Below are 14,532 nucleotides of genomic sequence, written 5' to 3' on the forward strand. Positions count from 1 at the left end.
GTCAAGAAGACCGCAAGGATTCCGACAGCGGCCGCGGGCATGCCCCTCTTCGCGAAGACAAGCAGCAACGACATCGCGGAGACGGGGGTATCCCAATTTGTCTGCGTTCGACGCTTCACGCGGGCCGCGCCAGTGGCTCACCATGACGGATCGGAAGACCGTGCTGGTCGTCGTGCACACGGTGGTCTACGGACGGCGGCTGCTCGACATCTTCCCCCTGCTGGGAGGGGACTTCCGCGTCCAGGTGCTGTTCACGGCGCCGCCGCACGCGTTCCGGAACGGGGTGGAGGAGTTCCTGCGCGGCCTGGGCGGTCCGGTGCTGCCGTGGCACAAGGCCGTACGGATGCGCTTCGACCTCGCGCTGGCCGCCGGGCCGCGCGGCATGCAGGAGGTGCGGGCGCCGGTCATCACCGTGCCGCACGGGGCGAACTTCCTGAAGCGGATGGTCGGCCGGGCCGGCTCGCAGGTGCCGGGGCTGCGCCGGGACGATCTGGCGCCGGGCGGGCGGCTGCCGGCCGCGGTCGTCCTCGCCCACCGGGCCGACGCACGGGAGCTGGCCCGTACGTTCTCCGCCGCCGTACCGCGCGCGGTGGTGGCGGGCGACCCGGTACGGGACCGGATGGTGGCCAGCCTCCCCCTGCGGGACCGCTACCGCCGCGCACTGGGGCTGGCGCCGGGCGAACGGCTGCTGGCGCTGACGACGACCTGGGGCCCGCGGTCCTTCTTCACCCGCTTCGAGGCCCTGCTGCCCTGGCTCGCCGCCCAGGCGCGGAGCAGCGGCATCCGGGTCGCGGTGCTGATCCACACCAACGTGTGGGCGGGGCACGGGGCGTGGCAGGTGCGGGCGTGGCTGTCCCGCTGCCGCGAGGCGGGCGTCCACCTGGTCCCCGCGACCGCCGACTGGCGTCCGTACGTCCTGAGCGCGGACTGGATCGTGGGGGACCACGGCTCCGCGACGCTGTACGGAACGCTCGCCGGGGTGCCGATCCTGCTCGCGGCGACACCCCAGGAGGAGATCAACCCGCACTCCCCCGCCGCCGCGCTCGCCCGTCTCGCCCCCGCGTTCACCCCCTCCCGGCCGCTGACCGAGCAACTCGCCTACGCGCGCGAGGAGTACCGGCTGGAGGAGTACGCACGCATCGCCGCGCGCATCAGCTCGCAGCCGGGCCGCTTCAGCCGGAACATGCGGGCCCTGATGTACCGGCACCTCGGCCTCGGCCAGCCCGCCTACCCGGCCGAGACCCGGCGGCTTCCGGCCCCCGCGCCGCTGGACGGCGAGGACGCGGAAGAGGGGACGGAGGCTTCCGCCTGAGCGGAAGCCTCCGACGGATCGCGCGGGGGCCCGTGGGGGGCGGCCGGGCCCCCTCACGGGCCCTCCCGCCCTCGCCGGGCCCGGCCGCCCCCCCGGAGGCCCGGACGTATGGGGTGCCTACGGCGTCTCGGGCGTCCGCGGCCCCCCGGCCTCCTCGGCGTCGGAGGCTCCCGCCGCGGCGGGACCCGCCGTGGTGGGACCTGTTCCGGTGGGGTCCGCACCGGTGGGGTCCGCACCGGTGGGGTCCGCACCGGTCGAGTCCGCGCCGGGGAAATCCACCCCGGCGGCACCGGCTCCGGCGGGGTCCATCCCGGAGAGGTCCACCCCGGCGGCCTCCGTTCCTGCGGCCTCCGTCCCGGCGGGAACCGTCCCAGCCGCCTCCGTCCCAGCGGGAACCGTCTCGCCGGTATCCGTCCCGATTGCCCCCGTCGCGGTTCCCCGTTCACGGGTGTGGAGGGTGCGTAGCCGCTCCCGCATCCGGTTCGCGTCGCGGGAGCTGATGGGTTGCCATAGGGCGCGGGCCCGTTGGTAGTGCTCGGCCGCTGTTCCGGGGTCGTCCTGGGCCTCGGCGGCGAGGCCCAGCATCTCCAGGGTGCGTCCCTGCCAGTGGGTGGAGCCGGCGCCGGTGAAGGTCTCCAGTGCCCGCGTGAGTTCCTCGGTGCCGCGGAGCGTGTCGCCGGCCCGGCAGTGCGCGAGGCCGAGGAAGGCCAGTGCCCGCGTCTCGTCGTGCGGGTCCCGTACGGTCCCCAGCGCGCGGTGGGCGTGCGCGAAGTGGCCGACCGCCTCCTGCGGTGCCGAGCGCTCCAGCGCGATCTCGCCGAGGACGATGCGGGCGAGCGCGGCCCCCCGCACGTATCCGATCCCCTCCCACACCTCGATGGCCTCGCGCAGGTAGGGCACGCCTTCGGCGCCCCGCCCCAACTCGAACTTGCACGCTCCCAGGCCGAGCAGCGCCTGACCGTACGGCCGTCGCGCGCCGTCGCGGCGGGCCGACTCCCGGGCCTGGTCGTACCACTCCGCCGCTTCGTCCAGTTGTCCGGCGCTGCTGAGGCCGGCCGCTCCCGAGGTGAGCATCTGGCGCTCGGCCGCACGGTCGTGCGCGCGGCGTGCCGCGTCCAGGCCGATGCGGTGGGCCGCGATCCAGTCCTCGTGGTGCCGCAGGCGCAGGAAGAGCGGCCACATGGCGTCGGTCAGCTGCCAGGCCGCCTCGTGCCAGCCCCGGGTGGCCGCCTCGCGCAGCAGGCTCATCAGGTCGGGCCGCTGGGCGGCCAGCCAGGCCAGCGCGGCCGGTGCGTCGTCGAAACGCTGCACGCGTGCGAGTGGCGTCGCGTGGTCCCGGGCCATCGGCTGCCGCGCCGGTACCAGCAGCCGTTCGGCCTCCGCCACGGCCGCCAGGCGGACGTCGAAGGCCCGGCGCACGGTGGCCGCGCGGTCGGCCCGGCTCTGGGCGGCGTACGCGCGTTCACCGGCGTGCAGCCGCACCAGGTCGTGGAAGCGGTACCCGGCCTCGCCGTGGTCCTCCAGCAGGTTGGCCTCGACCAGCGCGTCCAGCCGCGTCTCCGCCTCCGCCGGTGTGACCTGGCAGACGGCGGCGGCCAGCCACCTGTCGAACGTCAGCACCGGCAGCAGCCCGAGGCCCCGGTACAGCTCGGCCGCCGGACCGCTCAGGGCGGCGTAGGACTCGTCCAGCACTCCCCGCACGGCCCGTTCCCCTTTCACTTCGAGCACCGTCAGGCGCCGCCGGTCGCTGGAGAGCGCCTCGGCCATGGCCCGTACGGGCTGGCCGGGGCGGGCCGCCAGCCGGGCGGAGACGAGGCAGAGGGCCAGCGGCAGGCCCGCGCACAGGTCGACCACCCTCTTGGCCGCGGCGGCGTCCCGGGTGATGCGCTCGGCCCCCACGCCCCTGCACAGCAGTTCGGTCGCGGCTTTCGGCGGGAGGGAGCCGAGTTCGTGGAAGTCGGCTCCCTCGATCCCGAGGCCGGTCAGCCGCTGACGGCAGGTGACGACGACGAGGCTGCCCTCGCCCCCGGGCAGCAGGGAGCGCACCTGCGCCGCCGTGGAGGCGTTGTCCAGGAGGACGGCGATGCGCAGCTGTGCCGTCATCGAGCGCCACAGCGCCGCCTGCTCCGCGAGGCCGGTCGCGGCGGGTGCGCCCATGGCACGGAGGAACTGCCCCAGTACCTCGCCGGGGCGGACCGCGCTGTCCAGCGTGTGCCCGCGGAGGTCGACGTAGAACTGGCCACCGGGGTAGGCGTCCGTCAACTGCCTCAACCAGTGGGTGGCCACCGTCGTCTTGCCGATCCCGGCCGGGCCGGTGACCACGATCAGGGGTGACGCGGAGCCGGCCCGCCGGTCGCGGGCCGCTTCGAGCGCCCGCAGGTCGCCCTCCCGGTCGGTGAAGAGCCGGGAGACGGGCGGGAGTTGGCGGGGGACCGGCGTGGCCGCCGCGGGGAGGTGTGCGTGGATTCCGCCGTACACCTGGCCCGCCTGCACCGTGACGCCGGTGAGCGCGGCCTCCCCCGAGATGACGTTGTGCCGGGCTGCTTCGCGTCCTTCCCCTTCCCCTTCTCCTTCTTGTTCTCTTCCTCTTTCTCTTTCTTCCCTTTCCTCTCTGTCCTCGCTCATCCCCCGCTCCCGTCCGACGCCTCAGCGGATGCCATGGGCATATGACACAGGTTCTCCGTGGTCTCTCTATGCCCTACCCATCGGTCGTCACCTCAACGAGCATGAGCGGCGCACGAGTTCGGACAAGCCGAGGTGACGGCCCCACCGGTTTCCCACCCGTTCCCCACCGGTTCCCCACCGGTTCGCCATCGGTTCGCCACCGGTCTCCCGGCCGGGCGCCGCGGCCTGTGGGCGTGTCCATGCCGCTCCGGGGCACCCGCTGTCGCAGAACCAGGCAGCGCGGAAGGCAGGGAGGGTGCCATGGAGATGTCCGTGCCGTGGTTCCGCGGCGGTCGCGGGAGCGGTCCCAGAGGCAGCCGTGGGGGCGGCTCCCGGAGCGGGCGCGGGGGCACCGGTTCGAGAAGGTGGCGGCGCGGGCCGGGTGCGGCGCGGGCCAGGGAGGAGGCGCGACCCGTCCTCGGTGGGGCCGCGCGGGCCGGTTTCCTGGCGCGGGGCGTCATCTACCTGCTGATCGGCGTCCTCGCCCTCCAGGTGGCGTTCGCCGACGGGCGGAAGGGAGGCGGCCAGGCCGACCGGGGCGGCGCGCTCAAGGAGGTCGCCGGGCAGCCGTTCGGGGCGCTCGTGCTGTGGGCGCTCGGGCTGGCGCTGGCCGGGATGGCCCTGTGGCGGCTGGCGGAGGCGGCCTGGGGCGTCACCGAACCGGGCGGGCACAGGGTGCGCGCCCGTCTGCTGTCGGCGGCGCGCGGCGTCTTCTACGCGTTCGTCGCCTACTCGGTGCTGGCCTTCGCCGTCGGGGACAAGGGCAGCGGGAGCGGCGCGTCCGACAGGCAGTCGCAGGACGTGACGGCGAAGGTGCTGGGCCTGCCCGCCGGGCAGTGGCTGGCCGGCGTCGTGGGCGTGGCCGTGATGGTCGCCGGGGTGGTGATGGCCGTGCGCGCCGCACTGCGCAAGTACCACAAGCAGCTGAGGACCGGGCGGATGTCCGCGGGCCAGCGAAGGTTCGTCGACCTGACGGGGGTAGTGGGCGGTCTGGCGCGCGGGCTGGTGTTCGCGGCGGCGGGCGTCTTCCTGCTCCGCGCCGCGCTGACGTACGAGCCGCGGCGGGCCAAGGGCCTGGACGACACCCTGCGCGCCTTCACCGAGACTCCGGCGGGGCCGTGGCTGCTGGTCGCGGTGGCGGTGGGGCTGGCGTTCTTCGGCGTCTACTCGTTCGCGGTGGCCCGCTGGCGCAGGACCTGAGGGCGGGCGGCCTGAGAGCCAGGCAGCCTGCAGGGAGTGGCCTGAAGGGGGTGGCCTGACACGGGAGGCCCGAATGCGGACGGTCCGGTTTCCGGCCGCCACCATGTGTGGGTCCGGTTTCCGGCCGCCCCCCCCCCGAAGTGGGTTCCGGCCGCCCCCGGGGGCCGGGTACGCGGGAGGGCCCCGGCGGCGGTCGGACACCGCCACCGGGGCCCTCTCATACGCGAGGGGACCGGCCCCGGCTCCGGCTCCGGTTCAGCCGAGCGTCGCCAGCGCCTCGTTGAAGGTCTTCGACGGGCGCATCACGGCCGCCGCCTTCTCGGGGGAGGGCTGGTAGTAGCCGCCGATGTCGGCCGGCTTGCCCTGGACGGCCAGCAGCTCCTCGACGATGGTGCTCTCCTGCTCGGACAGCGTCGCGGCGAGGCCCGCGAACGCCTCGGCCAGCTGCGGGTCCTCGGTCTGCCGGGCCAGCTCCTGCGCCCAGTACAGGGCCAGGTAGAAGTGGCTGCCGCGGTTGTCGATGCCGCCGACGCGACGGGTCGGGGACTTGTTCTCGTTCAGGAACGTGCCCGTGGCGCGGTCGAGGGTGTCGGCGAGGATCTGGGCGCGCGCGTTGCCCGTCTTCTGCGCCAGGTGCTCGAAGCTGACGGCCAGTGCGAGGAACTCGCCCAGGCTGTCCCAGCGCAGGTAGTTCTCCTTGACGAGCTGCTGCACGTGCTTGGGCGCGGAGCCGCCCGCACCGGTCTCGAACAGCCCGCCGCCGTTGATCAGCGGCACGACCGAGAGCATCTTGGCGCTGGTGCCCAGCTCCAGGATGGGGAACAGGTCGGTGAGGTAGTCGCGCAGCACGTTGCCGGTGACCGAGATGGTGTTCTCACCGCGGCGGATGCGCTCCAGGGAGAACTTCATCGCGTCGGCCGGCGACATGATCTCGATCCTGAGGCCCTCGGTGTCGTGCAGCGGCAGGTACTCGCGGACCTTGCCGATGAGGTTCCGGTCGTGGGCGCGGGTCTCGTCCAGCCAGAAAACGGCCGGGTCGCCGGTGGCGCGGGCGCGGCTGACGGCGAGCTTGACCCAGTCCTGGATCGGCACGTCCTTGGTCTGGCACATCCGGAAGATGTCGCCCTCGCCGACCGTCTGCTCCAGCACGACCTCGCCCGCGGCGTCGACCACGCGGACGGTGCCGGTGCGCGGGATCTCGAACGTCTTGTCGTGGCTGCCGTACTCCTCGGCCTTCTGCGCCATCAGGCCGACGTTCGGGACGGAGCCCATGGTGGCCGGGTCGAAGGCGCCGTTGGCCTTGCAGTCGTCGATGACGACCTGGTAGATGCCCGCGTAGCTGCTGTCGGGGATGACCGCGAGGGTGTCCTGCTCCTGGTCGTCCTTGTTCCACATGTGGCCCGAGGTGCGGATCATCGCGGGCATGGAGGCGTCCACGATGACGTCGCTGGGCACGTGCAGGTTGGTGATGCCGCGGTGCGAGTCGACCATCGCCAGGTCCGGGCCCTGGGCCAGCTCCGCGTCGAACGACGCCTTGATCTTGTCGCCCTCGGGCAGCGACTCCAGGCCCTTGAAGATGCCGCCCAGGCCGTCGTTCGGGGTCAGGCCGGCGGCGGCCAGCTTGTCGCCGTAGGCGGCGAAGGTCTGCGGGAAGAACGCGCGGACGACGTGGCCGAAGATGATCGGGTCGGAGACCTTCATCATCGTCGCCTTCAGGTGCACCGAGAAGAGCACGCCCTCGGCCTTGGCCCGCTCCACCTGCCGCTTGAGGAACTCGCGCAGGGCGGTCACCCGCATCACGGACGCGTCCACGACCTCACCGGCCAGGACGGGCACGGACTCGCGCAGCACGGTGGTCGAGCCGTCGTCGCCGTGCAGCTCGATGCGCAGGGTGCCGTCCTCGGCCAGGACGACGGACTTCTCGGTGGAGCGGAAGTCGTCGCCCTCCATGTGGGAGACGTTGGTCTTCGAGGTGGCCTTCCACGCGCCCATCCGGTGCGGGTTGGCCTTGGCGTAGTTCTTCACCGAGGCCGGAGCGCGGCGGTCGGAGTTGCCCTCCCGGAGCACCGGGTTGACGGCGCTGCCCTTGACCTTGTCGTACCGGGCGCGGATCTCCCGCTCCTCGTCGGTCTTCGGGTCGTCCGGGTAGTCGGGCAGCGCGTAGCCCTGCTCCTGCAGCTCGGCGATGGCCGCCTTGAGCTGCGGGATGGACGCCGAGATGTTCGGCAGCTTGATGATGTTGGCCTCGGGGGTCTTCGCCAGCTCGCCGAGCTGGGCGAGGGCGTCCTCGACGCGCTGGTTCTCCTCCAGGCGCTCCGGGAAGCTGGCGATGATCCGGCCGGCCAGGGAAATGTCGCGGGTCTCGACGGCGACACCGGCGGTCGAGGCGTAGGCCTCGACCACGGGCAGGAACGAATACGTCGCCAGGGCCGGGGCCTCGTCAGTGTGCGTATAGATGATGGTCGAGTCAGTCACCGCTACTCCGCTTCGCGTCTTCGCGTCTCGCGTTTACATCGTCTCGATATCAAGATATCCCGTGCCGCAGCGCACGGGGACAGCGGCCCGCACATGCGCTGCCCCGCAGGCCACGGGCGGCTCCGGGGCCGGTCGGGCTCCCGGACGCGCGGGGCTCATGCGGCGACCCGGACGAAGAGGTCCGACATCTCGTCCGGGAGCAGGTCGGTGAGCTGCCCGGAGTGCAGCAGGAGCAGGCTGCGGCGGGCACGGGTGAGGGCCACGTACAGCGCCCGTGCCTGCCGGGCCCGCGCCTCCGCCTCTCCGTGCGCCGCCACCGCGTCCGGGTGCGGCAGCCGCTCCGCGTCGCACAGCGGCAGGACGACGGAGTCGAACTCCAGGCCCTTGGCGGCGAAGTACGTCCCGTAGCTCAGCAGCGGCCCGTGAGGCGTCCAGCCGCTCAGCTCGGCGTCCAGTCTGCGCACGGTGACCGTTCCCCCGCACTCCAGCAGGGGCAGCAGCCGCTTCTCGTGTTCCCGGGTGGGCATCAGCACCGCCACCCGTTGGCGCTCGCCGTACTGGGCGAGCGCCGCACGGGCGGCCATCCGCAGCTGGCCGGCCTCGTCCGGCGCCTGGAAGACGGTGGGACGCGGCCCTGCCGTGACCGGCGGACGCGGCTCGACCAGTTCGACCTCGTCGGTGAAGTGCGGCATCCGGGCCGCGGCGCCCGCGAGCGCGGCTATCGGCGCGCTGTTGCGGTGGTTGTCGACGAACCGCACCGGGCCCTCGGGGACGTCGAGCCCGAGGGAGCGCCACGACATGCGGCTCCCGTAGACCTGCTGGGCGTAGTCGGCGAAGAACGTCAGGGACCCGTCGTCGGGGACGGCGGCGGCCAGGCCGCGGATCATCTCGGGGGTGAAGTCCTGCCCCTCGTCGACGACGACGTGCCGGTAGCGGCGCGGCGCCCCGTCCGCCTCCAGCGCGCGCCGGACGGCGGTCGCCACATCGTCCCAGTCGTAGGGCGCGTGCGGCTCCCGCAGCCGCAGGTACGTCTCGTACACGTCGAAGGCGGCTTCCCGGTCGGGCATGGAGAGCGGCCTGCCGCGGCCGAGGCGGGGCGTGCGGCCGGACACATAGGTGGCGCGGTCCGTGACACCGTGCCCCGCCATCCAGCGCAGCTCGTCGACGAAGAACGCGGCGGGACGCTCCAGGACGGCCGCCCCCGGCCGCTCCGCCCGCACCCGGGCCAGCGCCGCCTCGACCAGGTGCGGCTTGTGCCGGAAGGGGGCGGGAGCTGCCCCGCCGGTGCTCTCCCGCAGACAGGACTGGGCGAACTGGTGGTACGTGGCGATCCGCAGCGCTCCCCCGGCGTCGCCGACCAGCGTGCGCAAGGAGGTCGCCAGCGCGCGGTTGAAGGTGACCAGCAGCGTCGGACCGCCGATGCCGGGCGCGTGCGCGAGGAAGTGGGCGCGGTGCAGCGCCATCGTCGTCTTGCCGCTGCCGGCCGTCCCCAGGACCACGCAGTGCCCCTGGGTGCGCAGGAAGACGACATCGCGCTGGTGCCCCCGGGGCTCCGGGAGCGGGATCGGGAGCGGGGAGCGGCGGGAGGGGGCGGCGGTGTGCGAGGGTCCGGGTATGCGGGGCGTCCAGCGGGCCGCCGTGGACATGTCCAGGCCGGGCCCGGCCTGGACACGGGCGTAGTGGGCGGGAAAGCACGGCGCGCAGGCCGCGCGTCCCTTCGCCAACGCTTCGGTGAGCGGGACGAGTCCGGGATCGTGCGTGTCCCGGCCCAGCCGCCGGGCCCGGCGCTGCCCGTCGAGCAGCGCGCGGCACGTGGTGTTCCGGTGGAAGACGGCTCCCCCGTCGGTGACGTACACCTTGGCCGGCAGCCCCGGTGGCGCCGGTCTGCATTCCCCGCACTGTCCGGCCAGCAGCCCGTGTACGCATCGCTCCTCCGCCATACGGCCATTCTTTCCGCTGGTCGGGGGGCCAACAAGAAAAGATCACGACGTTCCGGCCCTTCGGGGCCGGGCCAAGTCGCGGGGGGGGCGCCGGAGCCGCAGGGATCGCCGGGATCGGCGGGGTCGCCGGGACGCCGAGGACGCCGGGGGTACCGTCCGCCGCATACCGACCGACCGGTATGCGACACCACCCCTCCCCTCCCCCGACGTCACCGTTCGCACTCGCGAGCACAGCGACCGACCTCTCAGGGCGGCGGTCTCCGTGCCGTTGTGCCGTACGTGTCGCCGACTACCGCGTGGGGCTCACGTCCCGGCCCGGACGGCCACTCAGACGGCTGCTCAGACGGCCGGGCCGGGCGCCGGGTAGGTCGGGTACTCCGCCCCGGAGACGTACTGCACGACGCGGATGACCTGGCAGGAGTAGCCGAACTCGTTGTCGTACCACAGGTAGAGGATCGCGTTGTCGCCCTCGACCTTGGTGGCACCCGCGTCGATGATCGAGGCGTGGCGCGAGCCGATGAAGTCGCTGGAGACCGCGTCGGGAGCGCTGATGAAGTCGATCTGCCGCTTCAGCGGGGAGGTCAGGGAGACGTTCCGCAGGTAGTCGAGGACCTCCTCGCGGTCGGTCTCCCGTCCGAGCTGCAGGTTGAGGATGGCGATCGAGACGTCCGGCACCGGCACCCGGATGGAGCTGCCGGTGATCTTCGCCTGGAGGTCGGGCAGCGCCTTGGCGACCGCGGAGGCGGCGCCCGTCTCGGTGATCACCATGTTGAGCGGCGCCGAGCGGCCCCGGCGTTCGGACTTGTGGTAGTTGTCCAGCAGGTTCTGGTCGTTGGTGAACGAGTGGACGGTCTCCACGTGACCGCGCAGAACGCCGTACTCGTCCGCCATCGCCTTCAGCGGCGGGACGATCGCGTTGGTGGTGCAGGACGCACAGGAGATGATCTGCTCGTCCGGCTTGAGCATGTCGTGATTGACACCGTGCACGATGTTGGGCACGTCGCCCTTGCCCGGCGCGGTCAGGACGACCTTGTCGACACCGGGGCGCAGATGCTTCGAGAGGCCCTCGCGGTCGCGCCACTTGCCGGTGTTGTCGATGAGGACGGCGTTCTTGATGCCGTACGCCGTGTAGTCCACCGACGTCGGATCGTCGGAGTAGATGACCCGGATCGCGTTGCCGTTGGCGACGATGGTGCTGTTGGCCTCGTCCACGGTGATCGTGCCCTGGAACTGGCCGTGGATGGAGTCGCGGCGCAGCAGCGAGGCACGCTTGACGAGGTCATGGCCGGCACCGCTCCCGCGGACGACGATGGCCCGCAGCCGCAGGCCGTTGCCGGAACCGGCCTTCTCTATGAGCAGCCGGGCGAGGAGCCGGCCGATACGGCCGAACCCGTAGAGGACCACGTCGCGCGGCTCACGCCGGTCGATCTTGTTGGCCCCCGTGGCGCCCGCGACGGCCCGCGCGGTGAACTCCTCCACTCCGAGGCCCTGCCCGTCGGCCCGGTAGGTCGCGGCGAGCATGCCGATGTCGATCTGGGAGGGGCCGAGATCGAGCATGGTGAGGGCCTGCAGGAACGGCAGCGTCTCGGTGACCGAGAGCTCCTCGCCCGCGATCTGCCGGGCGAACCGGTGGGTCTTCAGGATGCTGACCACCGACTTGTTCACCAAGGAGCGGCTGTGCAGCAGGACCGTCACGTCCCGTTCCCGGTGCAGCTTCCCGATGATCGGAATCATCGACTCCGCGATCTCCTCGCGGTGCTTCCAGTTGGTGAACACGTCCTCGTTGACAGTCACAGATTTATCTTTCGAGCTAGGCGGCGCTCATATGCTAACCCGCCCCCGGACCTCCCGGAGCACCACCTCGGGACAGCCGGAGGGGGCACCGCCTCCGGCCAGCCGCGACAAGGGGCCGGTACGCTGTCGCGGCGGGAGCCGGCCGGCTGACCGGCAACCGGCCAACCGGCCGTCGAGCCGCCCCCCCCGGCTCTGCCTCAGTCGCCCGGCATCATCAGACGCCCGCGGGTTCCCTGGCGGGCGCTCGCCGGACCGCCGGACGGTCGAGATGGACCACCACCGTGGTGTAGAAGCGGTGGACGGCCTCGTCGACGCTGCGGATGAAGCCTGATTCGGCGTTCCCCCGGCCGCTTCCCATGCCTTTGAACAGGGAGAGACGGAAGCCGGTGACAGGGGTGTCCGTGTTCTTCGGGAGCATGTCCGCCGGCTCGGGACGCAGCCGCTCCAGCGTGCCCCGGGGGCCTCCCGCCTCCCCTTCGACCAGGGTTTCGATATGGAGGTCCGCGGGCGCCTCGGCCAGGCGGCGGATGAGGCGCTTGCTCCAGCTCAGGGGGTAGCCCTTCTCCGGCGCGGGGATCTCGATGGAGGTGCGGAGCTTGCCGGTGCGCAGGTCGGCACTGATCGCCAGGATGCCCGGCGCGCCCTCGATCCGGATTTCCGCCTGCAGCCTTCCGTCGAGGCAGAGTTGATCGGCCAGCCGGTCCCGGCGGGCCCCCGGATCGGCTCCCCGCTTGGCGCGCTGGACGGGCAGCACCTTCTGCCCGAGTTCCCCACCGAGGCTGAGGCAGAGCTGGCGTACGAGGCGTTCCCAGCTCTCGACCACGTCCAGAGCGCGCGGATCCCCCGTGCACAGCGTCTCGTCATTGATGCCGTTGCGCACCGGGACCCAGCCCGCGCCCATGTTCTGGAAGCCGTGGCAGCCCGAGTTCTCGTGCTGCAGATAGTGGAGCAGTTCCTGGAGCAACCAGGCGTGCGCCTTGTCCCCCACGCCCTCATGCCGGATCAGCATCTGCGCCTGGTAGGCGACTTCGGCCCACGACAGGTGCCACAGGGCCACCTTGTGCTTGCGCCGCCCGTCCGTCTTGACGTCGACCAGCGGGCTGCCCTCCAACGCGACGTCGTTGGACAGTGCGATCACGGCTTCGTAGCCGCGCCGTGCGGCGATGTCCATGTACGCCTGCACCTGGTCGGCCCTGAGAGCGCTCCCGTTCGTCTTGGTCTCGACCAGCGCGGTCCACAGCTTTCCGGCACGCTCGACACGGATCACACCGTCGGGGCGCCGAGGTGTGTCCCCATGCGGCAGCGTGACCTCTGTGAACGTCTCCATACGGCCTGCGGGGGCGCCGAAGGCCGCGGTGAGTCTCCGGCCGAACTCCGGCACCTGGGCCATGACCGACAGCAGCACCGAGGTGGCACGCACCTCCCGGTCCCGGTCGCTCTTGAGCGCGGAGACCGGAACGAGCCTGGCCTGAGCCCAGGAAGCGTTCTCCGCCAACGTCTTCCTGGCCACCTTGGGCAGGGTGACCTTCTTCTTCGCAGTGCGCGGCCGTGCTGTCCTCTTCCGCGGCTCGGCCATGTCACCGGACGGGCGGGGATCCGGAACAGCAACCGGTGCCGCTCGCGGACCCGGTTCCCCCTCAGGCATCGGTCCCGCGGCACTTGCCCCTTCACCGGCAACGGCGGCGCCGTCCCTCACATCCGCGCTCTCCCCGGCATCCGCGCTCTCCCCGGCATCCGCGCTCTCCTCGGCGTCCTCGCTCTCCTCGGTATCCCCACCCTCTCCGGCGACCGCACTCTCTCCGGCGTCCGCGCCGTCCAGCGCTTCCTCCACCTCCGCGTCGTCCTCGATATCGACACCGAAGTCCGTAGCCAGACCTGCCAGCCCGGTCCCGTACCCCTGTCCGACGGCCCGGAACTTCCACTCCTCCGCACGCCGGTACAGCTCGCCGAAGATGATCGCGCTCACCGGGCCGGCATCGTCGAGGGCGAACGCCAGGAGGATGTCTCCTCCCCCGTCGGCCAACGTGACCTTCAGCTCTTCCAGCTCACCGAACCCACTTCCGCCGTACCGGCTCGCCGCCACGACGATCCGGTCGACGTCGACCGGGATCGCGGACAAGTCGAAGCTGATGCGGTCCTCGTCGCCGTTCTCCGTCGGAGTCTTGCCCAGCAGCTGCACACTCCCGTCCGCGGCGGCCGGATTGTTGTAGAAGTAGAAGTCGCTGTCCCCGCGCACCTTGCCGTCCGCGCCCAGCAGCAGGATGGACACATCCGCGTCGCCTTCGCCGGTCGGGCTGACCCAGCTCAGCCCGACCATCACCGAGTCCAAGTCCGCACTCAGAGCCGACAGGGCGACGTTCGAGCCCTTCACCATCTCGTACACAAAACCCCCCGCGTCCCGCATGCCGGTTATCGGCGGCTACTCCACACCCCAGCCACTCAGCACACGACATGATGTGATGTACAACACGCGGCACTGTAGTACGTCCCGGGCAGACATACGCATAGATGCATGAAGGCCCCCTGCTGAAGTAGCGACCCTCGAAGCGGGCCTGGACTCGGCTCAGGTGTCGGAATACAGCTGCGAAAGCGTCGTGACCAGCGCCAACGCCCACCGCATCGTGCCGCCGGTGCACACCACAGGGCGCCGGGGCTCCGGTCTGCCCCGGGCCCCCTCCGGGCGTCCCGCAACGCAATGGCAAGAACGCGACAGACTTCGACTCGTCGATGTCGCTCGTCGCTGTCCATCAGGCCAACCAGAACGACGGAATGTCTCCAAGGGCCCCCGACACCCCACCGCGCTCCTGTACGTCGTCGCACACGGGCTCACCCAGCTCTCGCGCCCGCATTCCACCGAGAGGCCCCGAAGGGGCCTCGCTTCTTCAGCTCTGCTCTGCGGTGCACGGCGTAGGCCCGCGCCAATCGCAGCGGTATCGCGAGGGTGAGTGCACTTGCGTGGCGCCTGATCAAGCAGTCACACGATGCGCCCAGATGGCCTCAAGTCCGGTTTGTCAGTGTCCAGCTCCAAGGTCCCCGCATGACGACCTTTCGGTCAGGCTTCACGCTGTGGCGCATGGTCAGTGAAGCCCGCGAGCTCACCGTGCACGCAGGGGTACGGGAGCGCATCGACGCGGTGCCGCACCTCAT

7 protein-coding genes are annotated in these 14,532 nt (G+C 71.9%); 2 read left to right on the forward strand and 5 right to left on the reverse strand.

All coding sequences use genetic code 11. The features are described 5' to 3' along the window. The first annotated feature begins 142 nt into the window (after window positions 1-142). Window positions 143-1,312 (forward strand): hypothetical protein, encoded by a 1,170-nt coding sequence (locus tag FM076_RS08765; protein ID WP_173869355.1) that lies wholly within the window; start codon window positions 143-145, stop codon window positions 1,310-1,312. 117 nt (window positions 1,313-1,429) lie between these two features. Here FM076_RS08765 and FM076_RS08770 read toward each other — a convergent pair whose 3' ends face one another. Further along, entirely contained in the window at window positions 1,430-3,937 is a 2,508-nt protein-coding gene (locus FM076_RS08770) for an ATP-binding protein (protein WP_202034913.1), read from the reverse strand. Window positions 3,938-4,237: 300 nt separating this feature from the next. Here FM076_RS08770 and FM076_RS08775 point away from each other — a divergent pair, with 300 nt between their 5' ends. Continuing rightward, window positions 4,238-5,176 (forward strand): DUF1206 domain-containing protein, encoded by a 939-nt coding sequence (locus FM076_RS08775; protein WP_173869356.1) that lies wholly within the window; start codon window positions 4,238-4,240, stop codon window positions 5,174-5,176. 255 nt (window positions 5,177-5,431) lie between these two features. On the opposite strand, the gene FM076_RS08780 is transcribed toward FM076_RS08775, so the two are convergent. From FM076_RS08780 to FM076_RS08795, 4 genes are all read right to left on the reverse strand, one after another. Further along, the gene (locus tag FM076_RS08780; protein ID WP_173869357.1) at window positions 5,432-7,651 is read right to left on the reverse strand and encodes an NADP-dependent isocitrate dehydrogenase; all 2,220 of its coding nucleotides are present in this window, start codon (window positions 7,649-7,651) and stop codon (window positions 5,432-5,434) included. A 155-nt stretch (window positions 7,652-7,806) separates the two neighbouring features. Beyond that, window positions 7,807-9,591 (reverse strand): UvrD-helicase domain-containing protein, encoded by a 1,785-nt coding sequence (locus FM076_RS08785; protein ID WP_173869358.1) that lies wholly within the window; start codon window positions 9,589-9,591, stop codon window positions 7,807-7,809. 339 nt (window positions 9,592-9,930) lie between these two features. Then, entirely contained in the window at window positions 9,931-11,385 is a 1,455-nt protein-coding gene (locus FM076_RS08790) for a glyceraldehyde-3-phosphate dehydrogenase (RefSeq protein ID WP_173869359.1), read from the reverse strand. A gap of 214 nt (window positions 11,386-11,599) precedes the next feature. After that, window positions 11,600-13,768 (reverse strand): TerD family protein, encoded by a 2,169-nt coding sequence (locus FM076_RS08795; RefSeq protein WP_173874609.1) that lies wholly within the window; start codon window positions 13,766-13,768, stop codon window positions 11,600-11,602. Window positions 13,769-14,532: the final 764 nt, after the last annotated feature.

The sequence above is a fragment of the Streptomyces albus subsp. chlorinus genome, assembly GCF_013302895.1.
In the GTDB taxonomy this organism is placed as follows: domain Bacteria; phylum Actinomycetota; class Actinomycetes; order Streptomycetales; family Streptomycetaceae; genus Streptomyces; species Streptomyces chlorinus.